This window comes from Granulicella paludicola, from assembly GCF_025685545.1.
GTDB classification, from domain to species: Bacteria; Acidobacteriota; Terriglobia; order Terriglobales; family Acidobacteriaceae; genus Granulicella; species Granulicella paludicola.
The window spans coordinates 81,285-97,935 of sequence record NZ_JAGSYC010000018.1; the positions used below are offsets into that span (position 1 = coordinate 81,285).

Here is a 16,651-nt window from a genome sequence, read left to right on the forward strand (position 1 = left end):
GATGACGTCCCCTCAGTTCGAAACACCCACCGTCGATCACGGTAGCCGTGGGCTCCCGCTGCAGACGCTGGACAATGCGAGCGACAGCGCCCTCTCCGACGCTTGGATCACGGTCCGTAAGCGGCTCTGGGTCATCGTTCTGTTGGGACTGCTCGGTGTCGGCTGGGGCTGGTACAAGGCCGTCACGCAACCGCGACTTTTTGAGGCCGCCGGTACCATCGAAATTCGCAGTGGCTCCTCCAACGAGTACCGCATCGGCAACGCCAGCTCCACTGCCGAAGGTCCCTCGAAGATTCCAACGCAGCTCGCTATTCTCAAAAGCGATACGCTGCTGCTGAATGTGGCGCGAGACCTTGACCTCGCGAACGATCCGCGGTTCCTCGGTGGCACACCCGCCACCCGGCGCAATATCGATGACCCGGTCGTGCGCCAGAGCGTCGTCAGCTCCCTGCAAGGCATCATCAACGTAACCACCCTGTCGAAGACAGACCTGATCCGCATCTCCTGCAACACGCTCAATGCCCAGCTCTCCGCCGACATCGTGAACAAGCTGGTGAACGATTACATCCTGTACAGCTTCGATTCACGCGCCGTGGCCTCAAAACGAGTCACGGGCTTCTTCTCCCATCAGCTCGACGACCTGAAAAAGCAAGTGGAAACCAGTCAGGGAGAGATGATCGATCTGCAGAAGCAGCTCGGTGTGCTCGGCTTTGACCCGTCCATCAACCAGGTCACCGCCAACCTCAGCGACCTCAACAAGGCCGCCAACACCGCCGAACTCGCCCGCATCCAGGCGCAGACACGCTATCGCGCTCTCGCCGAACTCGATGCCACGCCCAAGGGAACAGGCACCGACCGGGCGATCGCTGGCCCCGCCGTCGCCGGCCTGCGCAGCCAGCTCGAAATCGCCCGCGCCAATCTCGCTCAGCTCTCCGCCAACCTCGGCCCGAATCATCCGCAGATGCTCGCCGCCAAACAACAGGTCGCCGAACTGACGGAAGAACTCCACGAAGAGCAGAATCGCGTGCTCATCGACGCCCGCGCCGCCTATCTCACCGCCAAGGCCGAAGAAGACAATACCAAGGCCGCGCTGGCCACCCAACAGGACAGCGCCTTCAAGATGCGCGATGAACTCGTGGACTTCACCCTGAAGCAGCGCGAGTTCAATGCAAACCGCACCTTGTACGAAAACCTGCAGGAACGCATCCGCACCGCCGGTGTGCAGGCTGGCCTCGAGTCCACGGAAATCGACATCGTCGACGCCGCCGTGCCGCCCATCTCTCCCTCCCTGCGGCCCAAATCCACCATCATCCTCATCAACACGCTCGCCATGCTCGTCCTCGGCATCGTCGCGACCTTCGTGCTCGATAGCCTGGACATGGGCCTGCGTACCGTCAGCGAGGTCGAAGCCGTCTCCGGCCTGCCTTCGCTCGCACTCATCCCGCGCACCCGCCGCAACGTCCAGGACACAGGCAAGCTCTCCACCGTGCAGCGCAACCTCGTCATGCTCTCGAGCCCGAAGTCGCAGTCGGCCGAAGCCTTCCGCGCCCTGCGCACCTCCCTGCTGCTCTCCATCGCAGGCGGCGAACCCCAGACCATCCTGCTCACCAGCGCCACCCCCGCCGAAGGCAAGACCACCGTTTCCATGAACCTCGCCGCGGTGCTCACGCAGCGAGGCGTGCGCGTCCTGTTGATCGACGCCGATCTCCGCAGACCCACCGTTCACCATCGGCTCGGTCTGCAGGGCCAGATCGGACTCACTTCGATCCTCACCGGCAGCACCACCCTCGCCGAAGCCATACAGACCGTTCCCGAAATCCCTGAGCTCGACATCCTCGTCAGCGGCCCAGTGCCTCCCTTCCCCACCGAAATGCTCAGCTCTGTCGCCATGCGCAACCTCCTCGAAGAGGCTCGTGGGACGTACACCCATATCGTCATGGACTCTCCACCGCTGCTCTCCGTCACTGACAGCATTGTGCTCGCCCGCGACGCGGACGCCGTCGTACTCATCGTCCGCCAGGGCAAGTCCAGCAAGCACGCCCTGCGCCGCGCCCGCGACCTCCTGATCCGCTCCGGCGCGCGCATCACCGGCGTCGCCCTCAACGCCGTCGACCTCAATGCGCCTGAGTACGCCTCCTATTACGGCTACTACGGATACTCCGGCTACGGCTCCGAGGGCGTCGACAGCACCGGCTGGGATGCCTCCACCAAGCCCAGCGAGAGGAAAGAGTAATGCGCCCTCATACACCCTCGCTCGACCGCGCTCTGTCGGCACTGACGCTGCTGCCCTTCGCTCTGCTGCTGTTCGTTGCCCCTGCTGCCGCGCAGTTCAATGGCCCTGCCTCTCTCACCAGCTCCGCTGAGATCAACCGCCCCGCCTCTCTCACCACCGACAGCGCCATACTCTATCCCGCAGCTCACGATGTCCTGCTCAGTACCGGCGACCTGCTTTCCATCCGCGTCTTCGGCCAGCCCGATTACATCCCCATCGTCCGGGTCGGCACCGACGGCAACGCGCTGCTGCCTGAGATTGGCATCCTTCACCTCAGCGGCCTCACCATCACCGCCGCCGAGCAGCTCATCGCCGTCAAGCTCGTCGACGCCGGCATCTACGTTCATCCTCAGGTCACCCTACAGATCACCGAAGGCCCCAACGCCGTCGCCACCGTCATCGGCGAAACCCACGGCGTCGTTCCCATCGTCGGCACCCGCCGCCTTCTCGATGTCCTCACCACCGTCGGCGGCCTGCCTCCCACCGCCAGCCACGTCATCACCATCCACCGCCCCGGGCAGGACGCCCCCATCGTCGTCGATCTCGGCAGCGACCCACTCCGCAGTGAGCTCGCCAACATCCCCATCTTCGCCGGCGATACCATCGTCGTCTCCCGCATCGGTGTCGTGTACATGATCGGCGCCTTCAAGTCGGCCGGGATCATCCCGCTCACGCCCTACGCGCCCCTTACCCTCATGGAAGCCACCGCCCTCAGCGGCGGCCTCGGCTTCGAAGGCAAGTACGACGACCTTCGCGTTATCCGCACCATTGGCGGCCAACGCACCGTCGTCAAACTCGACATCAAGCGTGTGCTCTACGGCCGCGCACCCGATCCTATCCTGCAGCCCAACGACATCGTCTTCCTGCCTAGCAGCGCCCTCAAAGCCTCCATCGGCAACGGCAGCGTCGGCACCCTGCTGGGCATCGCCAGCCTCCTCATCTCGGTCACGCTCCGCTAGACAGAGGACGACGCTATGAGCATGACACCAGCCGACACGCAGCCCTCCCCCGTGCGTCTCGCCTACCTCGTCAGCCACCCCATTCAGTACCAGGCACCCTTGTTGCGACGCATCGCGCAGCAGCCCGACATCGCGCTCACCGTCCTCTTTGGCTCCGACTTCTCCGTGCGCGGCTACAAGGACGAAGGCTTCGGCGTCGAGGTCGCCTGGGACGTTCCTCTCCTCGACGGCTACACCTCAGAGTTCCTGCCAAAGCTGCGAGACACCGGCACCGTCTCCGCCGCCAGCCCCATCAGCCACGGCCTCTACAGCCGCCTCCAGAACCCCGATCGCACCCCGGCCTTTGACGCCCTCTGGGTCCACGGCTACGCCAGCGTCAACGCCCTGCAGGCGATCCTCGCCGCCAACGCGCTCGGCATCCCCGTTCTGCTTCGCGCCGAAGGCTGGCTCGGCGACCGCGACCGCGACCCCTGGAAGCTTGCCCTCAAGCATCTCTTCTTCTCCGCCCTCGGCCAAGGCATCGCCGCCGTGCTGCCCATCGGCACACGCAACGCCGAGTACTGGCAGCACTACTTCGGCAACACTGTCCCTCAATTCCCCATGCCCTATGCCGTCGACAACGATTGGTTCGCCTACCGCACCGAAGCTGCGGCCCCGCAAGCCGCAGCCCTGCGCGCTTCACTCCAGCTCGACCCCGCCCGCCCCGTCATCCTCTTCGCCAGCAAGCTTCAGACGCGCAAGCACGCCGGCCACCTCCTCGCCGCCTATGCGCAATTCGTCACAAGCCGTGATTTCGCTACTGCACCCTACCTCGTCATCGTCGGCGACGGCGAAGAGCGTGAACGACTCGAAGCCCAGTGCCGTACGCTCAAGCTCGACAGCGTGCGCTTCGCAGGCTTCCGCAATCAGACCGAGCTACCCGCCTTCTTCCACCTCGCCGACGTCTTCGTTCTGCCCTCGCAGCACGAACCCTGGGGTCTCATCGTCAACGAAGCCATGGCCGCTGGCTTGCCCGTCATCGTCTCCTCTGACGTCGGCAGCCACATCGATCTCGTCACCGACGGCCTCACCGGCTACGTCTACCCTGTCGGCGATATCCCGGCCCTTACGCATTCCCTCACCCGCATCTTCGCCACTCTTACCACTGCCGCCGAGATGGGCCACGCCGCACAACAGCGCATGACCACATGGAGTTTCACCGAAGACCTCTGCGGTCTCCACGCGGCCCTCGCCCACACCACTCGCCGCCTCGCCCCCTAAACCCTATTCCCTATTCCCTGTTCCCTGTTCCCTGTTCCCTGTTCCTATGAACCTCCTGCACATCATCAGCAACATGAAGCCCTCCAGCGGCGGCCCTCAGGAAGCCGTCCGCATGATGCTGCGCTCCACCCCCGCAGGTTCCACCAGCCACGTCGTCACCCTCGACGATCCCTCCGCCACCTTCCTCCACACCGAGCCGCACATCACGGCTCTCGGCCATCGCCACCTCACCCCCTGGCTCCGCGCCAACCGCGGCCGTTTCGACGGCGTCGTCGTCCACGGCCTTTGGGAGCCTCTGTCCATCTCCGTGTTGCGAGCCATCGCCGGACACACGCCCTACGTCGTCTACACCCACGGCATGCTCGACCCCTACTTCAAACGCGCCTTTCCGATGAAGCACCTGAAGAAGTGGCTCTACTGGGTCCCCGTGCAGTACTGGGTCCTGCGCCGAGCCCACCGCGTCATCTTCACCACCACAGCCGAGCGCGACCTCTCCGCCCAAAGCTTCTGGCTACACCGCTGGAACCCCGCCGTCATCGCCCTCGGAGCCGACGCGCCTCCTTCGAGTCTTGATCACTGCAAAGAGGTCTTCTTCGAGAGATGGCCTGCCCTGCGCGGAACACAGTTCCTGCTCTTTCTCGGAAGAATCGATCCCAAGAAAGGATGCGACCTGCTTCAGAGTGCCTTCGCAAAACTGGCTCGGCTGCACCCCAACCTTCACCTCGTCATCGCGGGCCCTGATCCTGTCGGTTGGAAGTCCAAACTAGAGGTGGAATACTTCGACTTCTACGCCGAAGGTCGAGTCTGGTGGCCCGGCATGCAAACCGGCGAAGCCAAGTGGGGAGCCCTCGCCGCAGCCGACGCCTTCATCCTGCCCTCCCATCAGGAAAACTTCGGGATCGCCATTGTTGAGGCCCTAGCCTGCGGCACGCCCGCGCTGCTCACGCACCCCATCAACATCGCCGCCGATCTCGCCGCCGATGGCAGCGCCCTCGTTGAAGACGACACGCTGGAAGGCGTCACCCGACTCCTCACCCGCTGGCTCGCTCTCACCCCTGCCGAGCGCGACGCCATGCGCACGCAGGCAACACGCAGCGTCGCCGCAAGGTACGATATGCGAAAGAACACCCAGACCCTCTTCGATCTGTTTCGTGAGACGCATCCAGCATGAGCGACACCTCAACCCGCCGCCGGCACGAGTACCACCGCAGCGAAAGCATCGTCATGCCACCGGACGCCGACGCCTATACCCAGCCATCCTTCCCCTTCAGCAATCGTGCCCGTCGCCAGCTCTGGAACCTCTGCTGGCTGCTGCTCTACCGCCCCTCGCCACGCCCCTTCCACGCCTGGCGCAGCCTTCTTCTCCGGCTCTTCGGCGCAAAGCTCGGCCCCCACTGTCACTTCTACCCCAGCGCTAAGATCTGGGCGCCCTGGAACCTCATCTGCGCAGACCAGGTCACTGCCGGCGATGGCGTCGAAATCTACAACCCAGCGCCCATCGTCTGCGGCTCGCATGTCATCTTCTCGCAGGGCAGTTACGTCTGCGGAGCCACGCATGACTACGACGACCCCACCTTTCCCCTCATCGCCTACCGCATGACCTTCGGTCCCTACGCCTGGATCTGCGCTCGCGCCTCCGTCGCTCCCGGCGTCAACGTTGGCGAAGGCGCAGTCCTCGGCCTAGGCTCGGTTGCCACGCGCGACCTCGCTCCCTGGACCATCTACGCCGGCAACCCCGCCGCTCCCATCAAACAACGCACACCACACCCGAACCCTTAGCCCCGCTCCCTACTCCCTGCCCTCTATGCTCTCCATCCTCATCCTCACGCGCAACGAGGCACAGAACATCGCCGACTGCCTCGCCTCTGTCGCCTGGTCGGACGACATTCACGTCCTCGACTCTCGCAGCACCGACGGGACACAGAGCCTCGCCACAGCCGCCGGAGCGCACGTCACCGACCGCACCTTCGATAACTGGTCGGCACACCAGAACTGGGCGCTCAAAAACCTGCCCTTCCAGCACCCATGGGTCTTTTATCTAGACGCCGACGAGCGCGTCACCCCCGAACTCCGCGATGCCCTGCTCGCAGCCGCCGCAACCCCCGGCAACGCCTGCGCCTTCCGCGTCCAGCGCCGCGACTTCTTCATGAACACCTGGCTAAAGCATGTGCAGACCTCGCCCTTCTACCTGCGCCTCTTTCGTCCCGAATCCATGCGCTACGAGCGGCTCGTCAACCCCGTCTCCATCCCCAGCGGCCCCGTCGGACAGGTCACCGGCTACCTCGACCACTTCCCCTTCAGTAAAGGTCTCGACCACTGGCTCGAACGTCATCGCCGCTACGCCGAGCTCGAAGCCGAGCAAACGCTGGCCAACCGTCGCAACCACTCCGCCTTCAGTCTCCGCGCCGCCCTCTTTGACCAGGACTTCCACCGCCGCCGCTTCCACCAGAAGGAACTCTTCTACCGCCTTCCCTTCCGCCCGCTGATCCGTTTTGTTTATCTCTACATCCTGCGCCGCGGCTTCCTCGACGGAAAAGCTGGATACACCTACGCCCGACTTCAATCCCGCTACGAGTCATGGATCGTTGCCAGAACAAAAGAAATGGAGCGCAGCTAAAAGCCGCGCCCCACCGTCCTTCGTGTTTCTATGCGCAGACTAGCCGCGAAGCTTTGCCAGCAGATCGGTCGGATGAACCGGCTTGGCAAGAATCTCGAACTCGTGCCCCTGGGCGCGTGCGCGCTCCAGCAGATCGGCCGTCGCGGCCTGACCCGAGAAGAGCAGAATCTTGCACTTCGGCAGGCGGTTCCGCACCTCAATCGCAGCCTCGATGCCAGTCATCCCGGTCATAATCACGTCCGAGATCAACATGTCGGGCTTGAACTCTTCCAGCGACTCGATGGCCTTCTCGCCGCTGTAGACAGCACGCGCTTCAAAACCAGCCTGATTGAGGATGATGACCAGTGTGTTGGCGATGACCTGTTCGTCGTCGGCTACTAGAACGCGGGGCTTACTGGAGGGGCTCGATGTCGGTTCTGGCATGAGTGACGTTCCTGAATCTACTTTCTTGTAATCTGCGCGCGCACGACGGTGCAATCCGCTATGGCTACTTCTCATTATGATGCACAGTTGCCCTGTGGGGCTGCATGACTGAAAGTGTTAGGCTTAACCTTGTAATGGTAGATATTCACCACCACCTGCTGCCGGGGCTGGACGATGGCTCCACCGATCTTCAAACCTCTGTGGCAATGGCCCGTATGGCCGCCGAAGATGGCATCACCCACATCGTAGCCACCCCTCACGCTAACGGAAGTTACGCCTACGACCCCGTCGGCAACCAGGCGCTGCTGCAGACCCTTCGCGAGACGCTCGCCGCTGAAGGTGTGTCGATCACCCTCGGCCTCGGCTGCGACTTCCACCTCAGCTACGACAACATCCAGGGTGCCCGCACCGATCCGCGCCGTTACACCATTAATGCCACCGACTATCTGCTGATCGAGCTGCCCGACTTCGCCATCCCTCCGCAGATGGAGGAGTCCTTCTACGATCTGCGCCTCGCCGGAACGCACCTCATCCTCACCCACCCTGAGCGCAACCCCGTCCTCCAGAAGCATCCCAAACGCCTCGCGGAGTGGGTCCAGCAGGGAATGCTCGTCCAGGTCACCACCAGCTCCGTGCTCGGCCACATGGGCCCCGTCGCCGAAAAGATGGCGCACAAACTCCTCAGCGATCGCAGCGTCCACTTCCTCGCCACCGACGCCCACAACACCGGCCGGCGCCCGCCGAAGATGCGCGCCGCCTGCGAACTTGTCGCCAAAAAATACGGCACCGACTACGCCAATCTCATCTGCCGCGAAAACCCTCTCGCCGTCTTCGAAGGCCGCTCCCTGCCAGCCCAACCCCAGTCAGAGCACGTCTACGAAGAGCCGAAGCGCTCCTTCTTCCAGCGCCTCTTCGGAAAGTAAGAACGAGTGGAAAGTGGTGAGTGGCTGGATTCTGTCTCGCTTATCACTTACCCCTTACCACTCCCCACTGTTTTAAAGCCCCAGCCCGCCATCCACAGCCATCAGCTGCCCGGTGATAAAGCTCGGCGCGCTCGCAAAGAACAGCACCGCCGCCGCAACATCTTCAGCGCTTCCATTCCGCCCCATCGGCGTCTTCTGCGCAAAGTGCTCGTACGCCGGGTTCACCTCACCCCACACAATCATTCCCGGCGCCACGCAGTTCACCGCAATCTCCGGAGCCCACGCCTTCGCCATCGTCTGCGACAGCATATGCAGCGCTGCCTTCGACGTGCAGTAATGCCCATGCGTCGCCCAGGGATGAATCCCACCCAACGAACCAATATTCACAATCCGCCCCCGCGCCTGCTTCAGGTGAGAATGCGCCGCCTTCGCCACCAGAAATGGCCCACGCGTGTTCGTCTCGAACATCGCATCCCACTGCTCCACCGTGATCTCTTCCAGCGGCGCCGTCTCAAACGCTCCAGCGTTATTCACCAGGATGTCCAGTCCGCCAAACTGCGCCACCGCCGCAGCCACAGCCGCCTGCACACTCGCCTCATTGCGCACATCACAAGCAATCGCCAGCGCCTTCACTCCCAGCGCCTCGATCCCCGCCACCGTCTCAGCCGCGTCAGCCACAGAGCCGCGATACGTAATCGCCACATCTGCTCCCTCTGCTGCCATCGCCAAAGCCAGCGCGCGTCCAATCCGCCGCGCCGCCCCCGTCACCAGAACTTTCTTACCTGCCAGTAGATTCACCCGTTAAGCATACCCTCCACCGCGATCGGCGTTCGCCCAAGCAAAAAAGGCCGCCTCATCAAGGCGGCCTTCCGAATCTCTGCTTCCAAATCCCTGCCTCACGGCTGCGGCTTTGGCGGCACAACAGCCTTCGGTGGCTCCTGTACGCCCGGCTTCACCTGCGACGCCTGCCCATCCGTATCCTGATAGTTCGAAATCTGCGCTCGTGGACGCAGCAGCTTCACCGTCAGGTCCTGCACCGGGCTATCCACGCTGATCTCCTGCGCCGACGTCGCAAACCCGTTCGCAATCACCTGCACATTTACCTTGCTGCCAATCTCGATCACATCGATCACCGCGCGGCCTTCCTCATCAGTCTTCACCTCGAGGTTGCCGTCATTACGGCCATCTCTCGTCGCATGGAAGATCACCGCGGCATTCATCAGCGGCTTCTGGTTGAATCCCTTCAACACCGTCACCGTGATCTTCGCCGTCGCCGGCATCGGCTTGTACTTGCGGCCGTGCTCAATATCCTGCGCCGACAGCGACGTAGCAGAAACGATCAAGCCCAGAGCGGCTGCAGAAAGAGACAAAGACGTGAACCGGGTGCGAAGAGACCGAAGAAGCATGGGGTGATTCTACAACTTTCCGTCAATTTCTGGCTTTCTGGCGGTTCACGACGCAACCCAAATCGGATATGAGTGAATTTCACTAAGATTCACACTCCACCCCCTTGACCACCTTCCGCCGGAGGCCTATATTAGCAATCGGCAGTAGAGACTGCCAAGGCGCGCTCGATCCGCCTTGCAGCTCTCGGGCTCCCGAATCTCTCGGGCCACTCCCACAAACAGTTTCATCAAGGAGAAGCACCACGATGGCAACCACTTCATTCACGCCGTTGCACGACCGCATCCTGGTCAAGCGCACGGAAGAGACGACCCAGACCACGTCGTTCGGCATCATCATCCCCGATTCGGCCAAGGAAAAGCCCCAGCAGGGTGAAGTTATCTCCGTCGGCAAGGGCAAGTCCAACGACGAAGGTAAGGTCTTCCCCCTCGACGTCAAGGCGGGCGACACCATCCTCTTCGGCAAGTACTCCGGCACCGAGATCAAGCTCGACGGCGAAGAGTTCCTGATCATGCGCGAGGAAGAAGTCCTCGGCATCCTCAAGAAGTAGCTTCCCACCGAAAAGCTAAGAGCCAGAAGCTAAGAGCTAACGGCTCCGAACTGACAACTGATACCTGAGAACTAGGAGTTATTTATGGCAAAGCATATTCTGCACGGAGAAGAGTCCCGTCAGGCGATTCTGCGCGGCGTCAACACGCTCGCGAACGCAGTGAAGGTGACGCTCGGTCCCAAGGGCCGCAACGTCGTCATCGAAAAGAAGTTCGGTTCGCCCACCATCACCAAGGACGGCGTCACCGTAGCCAAGGAAATCGAGCTCGCTGACCCGATCGAAAACGTTGGCGCTCAGCTCGTCAAGGAAGTCGCTTCGAAGACCTCCGACATCGCTGGCGACGGTACCACCACCGCCACCGTACTCGCTCAGGCCATCTTCCGCGAGGGCGTCAAGACCGTGGCTGCCGGCGCGAACCCCGCTGCTCTCAAGCGCGGTATCGACAAGGCAGTCGAGGCCATCATCGGCAAGCGCGATGAGCACGGCGTCGTTGTCGGCGGAGCTCTCTCCGAGTTCTCCAAGCCCGTCACCGGCGACATGATCGCTCAGGTCGGCACCATCTCCGCCAACTCCGACGCGCAGATCGGCAGCATCATCGCCGCTGCCATGAAGAAGGTCGGCAAGGACGGCGTCATCACAGTCGAAGAGTCCCGCACCATGGAGACCCAGCTCGACGTCGTCGAAGGCATGCAGTTCGATCGCGGCTACCTCTCGCCCTACTTCGTCACCGATGCAGAGCGCATGGAAGCAGCCCTCGAAAACCCCTACATCCTCATCTATGAGAAGAAGATCTCCACGATGAAGGACCTGCTCCCCCTGCTCGAGCAGATCGCCCGCACCGCCAAGCCCCTGCTCATCATCGCAGAGGACGTCGACGGTGAGGCTCTCGCGACCCTCGTCGTCAACAAGCTGCGCGGCACGCTGAACGTCGCTGCCGTCAAGGCTCCTGGCTTCGGCGATCGCCGCAAGGCCATGCTCGAGGACATCGCTGTCCTCACCGGCGGCAAGGCCATCACCGAAGACCTCGGCATCAAGCTCGAAGGCGTCACGCTCGAAGACCTCGGCACCGCCAAGCGCATCACCATCGACAAGGACAACACCACCATCGTCGACGGCGGCGGTGAGGATGCCAAGATCGAAGGCCGCGTCAAGGAGATTCGCGCTCAGGTCGAGAAGACCACCTCCGACTACGACCGTGAGAAGCTCCAGGAGCGTCTCGCCAAGCTCGTCGGCGGCGTCGCTGTCATCAAGGTCGGTGCTGCTACCGAAACCGAGATGAAGGAGAAGAAGGCTCGCGTGGAAGACGCGATGCACGCAACCCGCGCTGCCGTCGAAGAAGGCATCGTCCCGGGCGGCGGCGTAGCGCTCATCCGCACGATCCCTGCAGTCGACGCGTTGATCAAGACGCTCGAGGGTGACGAAAAGATCGGTGCGAGCATCATCCGTCGCGCCATCGAAGAGCCGCTCCGCATGATCGTCTCCAACGCTGGCGAAGAAGGTTCGGTCGTCATCAACAAGATCAACGAATCGAAGGACACCAACTACGGCTACAACGCCGGAACGGGCGTCTACGAGGACCTGGTCCAGTCTGGCGTCATCGATCCCACCAAGGTCACCCGTACGGCTCTGCAGAACGCAGCGTCGATCTCGGGCCTCCTCCTCACGACCGAAGCAATCATCGCCGAGATCCCCGAGAAGAAGGAAGCAGCCGGCGGCGGCCACTCGCACGGTGGCGGCGGCATGGACGGCATGTACTAAGCCTCACAACCACCGCAGTAATCCCTTCTTGGTTTGTCATTCCCGAAGGGAATCTGCGTTACAAGAAGGGCCCCGGAGAAATCCGGGGCCCTTCTATTTGCAGTGGCTGCATTGGGGGCCTATTCCTCCCTCCCGTCTCATTACGGATCCTCTTTTTGCCATCCCTTAGCCCCCCTTGGCAATTCCGTAGCCGGGTGCCCCATCCGTGACTCGCACTTGGTCACGGGTGGGTGAACCGGCAACGATGCATCGCCCGGCTCTCATCTCCCCTCGAACCCACCAATCATGGCATCACGAAGCAGGAAGATCGCCATGGCTAACATGTCGCAAGTCGCCGAACAAACAGCGCGCACCGCCACACCTCCCGAACTCACAGAAGCCGAGCTCTTCGTCAACGACCCGCTCCTCAGCGCCATTGGTCTTTACAAAGACTTGTGGGCAGATGAGCACGCGGACGAATACGTCGCGAACCTTGGCAAGGATTGGTGAGTGGCGCAATAGCACCCTCACGGCAGGACTCCTTTTGTCCTATCCCCACCTCTTCCCAACCCCCAAAACTCCTACTTTTGTCATTCCGTAGCGAAGCGGAGGAATCTGCATTTTCGTCCCGACATAAGCCCCCTGCTTCGCTCGCAAGTTCAAACCTGTCAACCCCTAAATCCCCTAACCCACACATTCCAAACCGAATAGAGATGCATGTTTACCCATCACAACCTGCTATCCTAGATATAGAGATGAAAAAGGGTTGAAGGCAGACAGCCTTCAACCCTTTTGACGTTCGAGCCATCGCCGCCAGCGCGCACAGAATCTAGACTTTACAAGATCAAGTCCAGACCTAACTCCCATCCTGCAAAGACTTTAGATACTTCACGGGGGGGAGGGGGAGGGTGCTAACGTCGCTCCGGCGAAAGCTTCGTCGTCCCCGGAATCGGCGGCTCCTCATCGCCCGGTAGCGACTTCTTCCTGCGTTTCACCGGAGGAGCGGAGCTCGGCGGCTTCTGCTTGCCGCGCCCGTTCCGTTTGCCGTTCGTCTCGATCACCGCGCGCATCCAGTACTCGCCATGCTCGTCGATCTCGATGCCATGCGTCTCGCGCTCGAAGCCCGGAAACCGCTTGCCGAACTCCTCCATCGCCAGGATCAGCCGAATCACCGGACTGTCCGCGCCGCCGAGCCGCTCTCCCGGCATCGACATCGGAATTCCCGGAGGATACGGAACCAGCATCACCGCAGCGATGCGACCAGCCATCTCCGCAAACTTCACCTTCTCCGTCTGTCCGGTCAAAATCTTCTGGTAGGTCTGTGCCGGCGTCAGCACCGGATCGAAGTCCTCATCGCAGGCCGCATTCACCAGCCCCGCGAGATCCATCTCCTTCATCACGCGATGCATCTCGTCGCTCAGGTCCTTCAGCGTCTGGTTGCGATAGCGCGCCGGATACTTCGTCACCAGCTCTGGCAACGCCTCTTCGAGCGGAGCCTCCGAGTCATACAGCCGCTTGAACTCGAACAGGTTCTCCAGCAGCGCGCCCCATTTGCCCTTCGATGTACCGATCGAGAACAACACAAGCACCGTGTAATCACCCGTACGAGCGATCTCCACGCGGCGGCCATCGAGGAACTCCGTTAGAATCGCCGCCGGAATGCCCCAATCATCAACAACTCCCTGCGCGTTCACGCCCGGCGTAAGAATCGTTACCTTCGCCGGATCGAGCATGCAGTAATCGTCCGCGATGTCCTCATCCTGATATCCGTGCCAATCTTCGCCAGGCTTCAGCGTCCAACAACTGGACCGGTTCGTCAGCGCGCCATCGGGCGCATCTTCGATCAGGTAACGCTTGCCATCCAGAGGATCGATCACATACTCCGGCTGATACAGCCGGAAGAACCAGCCTTCCTCCGCCTGACGCAACCTGTGCGCGATCGAGCTCATCGCCTTGCGGAAGCTGATCGCGTCCTGCAGCGTCTCGCTCATCAGCGTCGGCCCAGCAGGCTCGTCCATCATCGCGGCGGCTACGTCGATCGACGCAATCAACGGATAGAACGGGCTCGTGCTGCCATGCATCATGAACGACTCGTTGAACTGGTCATAGTCCAGCGGAGCGCGCGGGCTCAGCTTGATATGCACCATCGACGCCATCGAAAACGCAGCCAGCATCTTGTGCGTCGACTGCGTTGAGAAGATCGCAGGTCGGTCCGGCATCTCATCCGGCACGCCCATCGCAAAGCGCCCCTTGTAGATGGCGTGGAACTTTGCGTACGCGTACCACGCCTCATCAAAGTGGATACGCGGGACGCTCTTCGACAGCTCCGCCACAACACGATCCACGTCATAACAGAGACCGTCATACGTCGAGTTTGTCACCACCGCGTACGTTGGCGCCTTGCTGCGAGCACCTGCCGTAAACGGGCTGCGATCGATCAGCGCCTGCACATTCTCCTGGCTGAACCGCTTGATCGGCACCAACCCGATCATGCCGTAACCGTTGCGCGTCGGCTTGAAGTACACCGGCCGCGCTCCCGTCACCGTCAGCGAGTGACAGATCGATTTATGGCAGTTCGCATCCGCCAGCACAATGTCGTCCTGCGCGATGACGCCATGGCCAACAATCTGGTTCGAGGTCGAAGACCCACCTAAAACGTAGAATGTCCAGTCGGCGCCAAAGATACGCGCGGCGTTGCGCTCACTCTCGCCCGGAGGCCCAAGGTGGTCCAGCCACGAACCCAGCGGCGAAGTCGAGATGCCCAGATCCGAGCGCATCAGATTCTCGCCGAAGAACTTGTGAAACTCCATGCCTACCGGATGCTTCAGATACGCCACGCCGCCCATATGTCCCGGCGCATCCCAGCTGTAGGCACCTTGATCGGTGTACTTCTTCAATTCGCGGAAATACGGCGGCAGCAACTGCTCGTGGTATCTCTCCACGGCAAAGTCCACGCGGTTTGCAATGAACGCAGGCGTGTCGCCGAACAGATGGATGTATTCGTGTACCTGCTTGACCACTTCAAGCGGAAGGTCGCTCACGAGCGTTCGATCAGCGATCAGGAAGATAGGAATCTTCTTATTGCGGCGACGCACGGCGCGCAGAATCACCAGCGCAGCATCTTCTGCAAACTCGGATTCGCCTTCGAGATCCCAGTCCAGCAGGATCGCACTGTACGACGGATCGGATGTAACCAGAGAAAGCCCATCGTCGGGCGTGGAGGTCCGAACGACCTCATAACCTTCTTCACCGATGGCGTCGACAAGACGCTCCATCGCGCGGTCCGAAACAGAGTCCGTTCCGCCCACCTCACTCGCAATCAACAGTACCCAACGGCCTTCGCTCATACACCTCTCACGTCCATCTTTTATCCTACTAGGAATGGGCGTGAGAGATGCATGAACATGTGATGACGCTTACTGCGAAACGCCAGGCTGCACATTCTGCGGAGCGATAATCTTCACGCCCGGCTGAGAGGTCGTCAGCTTGATCTGCGTCAGGTCGCTGCCCCGTTTGCCCATTGGCGTCGCCATAAAGCTTACCGTGTAGCTCTCCAGGATCGCCTTACGGAACTGCTCGAGATACGGCTTGAACGATACCGGAGGAATACTGCCCATATTGAACAGCGTGCCGCCCGTGGCCTCAGCGATCTGCGACAGATAGCTCTGGCCGCTGAAGCTGCCGCCGCGCATGCCGGTCTGCGGATAGTAGATCGAGTACACCGCCACACCGGCCCGCTCAGCATCCTCCTGCGCGGTCTGCACGTAAGGACTGTCCTGATTCATGACCGACGGGCGACCGTTATACGGATCGATACCGTTCGTCACCATCAGCACAACCCGAGGTCCCGCAACCCGTGCGGGCCAGTTCTTCACAAACTCCGACAGCGAGAAGTAGGGGCTTGCGTCCACGCCGCCGATCGACATCGTGACACGCAGCTGACCAGCCAGCGCCTCTTTGTTATCCGTAAAGCCCTGCGTACGCACCGTGCCGTTCTGCATGTAGCCGATCAGCGCGTGGGTTCCCGGAGGAAGTTCATTGATGAACTGCTTGATCTCGTCCAGTTGCAGGCTGAAGTTCGAACGCAGCCCCTCGTCGATAAGGATCGCCACCTGTGCCCGCTGCGGATTCAGCGGGGTGACTGCCGTAATCGGCGAATCGCGCCGATTCAGCTTCAGCTTCAGCTGCGAGGGATCCAGCTGCACATCGTTCTTTGAGTTAACCGTAATCAGAGCCGTCGTCGGAACAGGGCCCTCATTCGGAAGCTGCTGCGCTCCCGCCAAACTCGCCACCGACAGCGAGGTCATCATTACTGCCACACCTACTACACCGCGCACCATCATTCGTCCGCTCATCGTCGTTTGTCTTCTTTCCGCCCCTCGTCGGGACGATGCTTCTCAGCCTGCCGTAGCAGGAAATCCTATTCTTACAGACGCGTTGACCCACCCCGACGTTGCAGGGTGGGCCAAGGTTGTTTCGATGCAAAGGAAAGAAACGGTAAAGCGA

Annotated in this window: 15 protein-coding genes; 10 read left to right on the forward strand and 5 right to left on the reverse strand. The window is 61.6% G+C overall.

What is annotated here, in order from left to right; translation table 11 throughout:
• Position 1 precedes the first annotated feature (1 nt).
• The 6 genes from OHL14_RS02145 to OHL14_RS02170 are packed head-to-tail and all read left to right on the forward strand — an operon-like array spanning position 2 to position 7,108.
• Positions 2-2,233 (forward strand): GumC family protein, encoded by a 2,232-nt coding sequence (locus OHL14_RS02145; protein WP_263377658.1) that lies wholly within the window; start codon positions 2-4, stop codon positions 2,231-2,233.
• Positions 2,233-3,231 (forward strand): polysaccharide biosynthesis/export family protein, encoded by a 999-nt coding sequence (locus tag OHL14_RS02150; protein ID WP_263377659.1) that lies wholly within the window; start codon positions 2,233-2,235, stop codon positions 3,229-3,231. Before OHL14_RS02145 ends, OHL14_RS02150 begins: the two co-directional genes overlap by 1 nt.
• A 15-nt stretch (positions 3,232-3,246) precedes the next feature.
• Positions 3,247-4,491 carry a glycosyltransferase family 4 protein gene (locus OHL14_RS02155; protein WP_263377660.1) on the forward strand — a complete coding sequence of 415 codons (1,245 nt, stop codon included), beginning with the start codon at positions 3,247-3,249 and terminating at the stop codon, positions 4,489-4,491.
• A 46-nt stretch (positions 4,492-4,537) separates the two neighbouring features.
• Positions 4,538-5,662: a glycosyltransferase gene (locus tag OHL14_RS02160; protein WP_263377661.1), complete on the forward strand. Its 1,125-nt coding sequence runs from the start codon at positions 4,538-4,540 to the stop codon at positions 5,660-5,662.
• Positions 5,659-6,270 carry an LbetaH domain-containing protein gene (locus OHL14_RS02165; RefSeq protein WP_317890388.1) on the forward strand — a complete coding sequence of 204 codons (612 nt, stop codon included), beginning with the start codon at positions 5,659-5,661 and terminating at the stop codon, positions 6,268-6,270. The genes OHL14_RS02160 and OHL14_RS02165 overlap by 4 nt, the downstream gene beginning before the upstream one ends.
• 25 nt (positions 6,271-6,295) lie before the next feature.
• On the forward strand, positions 6,296-7,108 hold the full coding sequence (locus OHL14_RS02170; protein WP_263377662.1) for a glycosyltransferase family 2 protein: 813 nt from the start codon (positions 6,296-6,298) through the stop codon (positions 7,106-7,108).
• Positions 7,109-7,147: 39 nt separating this feature from the next.
• On the opposite strand, the gene OHL14_RS02175 is transcribed toward OHL14_RS02170, so the two are convergent.
• The gene (locus OHL14_RS02175; RefSeq protein ID WP_263377663.1) at positions 7,148-7,531 is read right to left on the reverse strand and encodes a response regulator; all 384 of its coding nucleotides are present in this window, start codon (positions 7,529-7,531) and stop codon (positions 7,148-7,150) included.
• 134 nt (positions 7,532-7,665) lie between these two features.
• Between OHL14_RS02175 and OHL14_RS02180 the strand changes: the two genes are divergently transcribed.
• Positions 7,666-8,454, forward strand: a complete 789-nt coding sequence (locus tag OHL14_RS02180; protein WP_263377664.1) for a tyrosine-protein phosphatase — start codon at positions 7,666-7,668, stop codon at positions 8,452-8,454.
• A 72-nt stretch (positions 8,455-8,526) separates the two neighbouring features.
• On the opposite strand, the gene OHL14_RS02185 is transcribed toward OHL14_RS02180, so the two are convergent.
• Both OHL14_RS02185 and OHL14_RS02190 read right to left on the reverse strand, forming a co-directional pair.
• Positions 8,527-9,252, reverse strand: coding sequence for an SDR family NAD(P)-dependent oxidoreductase (locus tag OHL14_RS02185; RefSeq protein ID WP_263377665.1), 726 nt, complete (start codon positions 9,250-9,252; stop codon positions 8,527-8,529).
• Between the two features lie 98 nt (positions 9,253-9,350).
• Entirely contained in the window at positions 9,351-9,860 is a 510-nt protein-coding gene (locus tag OHL14_RS02190) for a hypothetical protein (RefSeq protein WP_263377666.1), read from the reverse strand.
• A 245-nt stretch (positions 9,861-10,105) separates the two neighbouring features.
• Here OHL14_RS02190 and OHL14_RS02195 point away from each other — a divergent pair, with 245 nt between their 5' ends.
• The 3 genes from OHL14_RS02195 to OHL14_RS02205 all read left to right on the forward strand — a co-directional run bounded on the left by OHL14_RS02195 (position 10,106) and on the right by OHL14_RS02205 (position 12,655).
• Positions 10,106-10,408, forward strand: coding sequence for a co-chaperone GroES (locus OHL14_RS02195; protein WP_263377667.1), 303 nt, complete (start codon positions 10,106-10,108; stop codon positions 10,406-10,408).
• 84 nt (positions 10,409-10,492) lie between these two features.
• Positions 10,493-12,166: a chaperonin GroEL gene (gene groL / locus OHL14_RS02200; RefSeq protein ID WP_263377668.1), complete on the forward strand. Its 1,674-nt coding sequence runs from the start codon at positions 10,493-10,495 to the stop codon at positions 12,164-12,166.
• Positions 12,167-12,478: 312 nt separating this feature from the next.
• A complete protein-coding gene (locus OHL14_RS02205; RefSeq protein WP_263377669.1) occupies positions 12,479-12,655 on the forward strand; it encodes a hypothetical protein in 177 nt (58 codons plus the stop codon).
• A gap of 401 nt (positions 12,656-13,056) precedes the next feature.
• On the opposite strand, the gene OHL14_RS02210 is transcribed toward OHL14_RS02205, so the two are convergent.
• Together OHL14_RS02210 and OHL14_RS02215 are read right to left on the reverse strand one after the other, a co-directional pair.
• The gene (locus OHL14_RS02210; RefSeq protein ID WP_263377670.1) at positions 13,057-15,492 is read right to left on the reverse strand and encodes an Orn/Lys/Arg family decarboxylase; all 2,436 of its coding nucleotides are present in this window, start codon (positions 15,490-15,492) and stop codon (positions 13,057-13,059) included.
• Between the two features lie 69 nt (positions 15,493-15,561).
• A complete protein-coding gene (locus OHL14_RS02215) occupies positions 15,562-16,500 on the reverse strand; it encodes a VWA domain-containing protein (RefSeq protein ID WP_263377671.1) in 939 nt (312 codons plus the stop codon).
• Between the last annotated feature and the right edge of the window lie 151 nt (positions 16,501-16,651).

Coding starts and splice junctions, on each gene's coding strand:
- OHL14_RS02165 (WP_317890388.1), top strand. CDS start 5,659: ATGAGCGACACCTCAACCCGCCGCCGGCACGAGTACCACCGCAGCGAA.
- OHL14_RS02210 (WP_263377670.1), bottom strand. CDS start 15,492: ATGAGCGAAGGCCGTTGGGTACTGTTGATTGCGAGTGAGGTGGGCGGA.
- OHL14_RS02160 (WP_263377661.1), top strand. CDS start 4,538: ATGAACCTCCTGCACATCATCAGCAACATGAAGCCCTCCAGCGGCGGC.
- OHL14_RS02150 (WP_263377659.1), top strand. CDS start 2,233: ATGCGCCCTCATACACCCTCGCTCGACCGCGCTCTGTCGGCACTGACG.
- OHL14_RS02155 (WP_263377660.1), top strand. CDS start 3,247: ATGAGCATGACACCAGCCGACACGCAGCCCTCCCCCGTGCGTCTCGCC.
- OHL14_RS02170 (WP_263377662.1), top strand. CDS start 6,296: ATGCTCTCCATCCTCATCCTCACGCGCAACGAGGCACAGAACATCGCC.
- groL (WP_263377668.1), top strand. CDS start 10,493: ATGGCAAAGCATATTCTGCACGGAGAAGAGTCCCGTCAGGCGATTCTG.
- OHL14_RS02145 (WP_263377658.1), top strand. CDS start 2: ATGACGTCCCCTCAGTTCGAAACACCCACCGTCGATCACGGTAGCCGT.
- OHL14_RS02180 (WP_263377664.1), top strand. CDS start 7,666: ATGGTAGATATTCACCACCACCTGCTGCCGGGGCTGGACGATGGCTCC.
- OHL14_RS02205 (WP_263377669.1), top strand. CDS start 12,479: ATGGCTAACATGTCGCAAGTCGCCGAACAAACAGCGCGCACCGCCACA.
- OHL14_RS02215 (WP_263377671.1), bottom strand. CDS start 16,500: ATGAGCGGACGAATGATGGTGCGCGGTGTAGTAGGTGTGGCAGTAATG.
- OHL14_RS02190 (WP_263377666.1), bottom strand. CDS start 9,860: ATGCTTCTTCGGTCTCTTCGCACCCGGTTCACGTCTTTGTCTCTTTCT.
- OHL14_RS02195 (WP_263377667.1), top strand. CDS start 10,106: ATGGCAACCACTTCATTCACGCCGTTGCACGACCGCATCCTGGTCAAG.
- OHL14_RS02175 (WP_263377663.1), bottom strand. CDS start 7,531: ATGCCAGAACCGACATCGAGCCCCTCCAGTAAGCCCCGCGTTCTAGTA.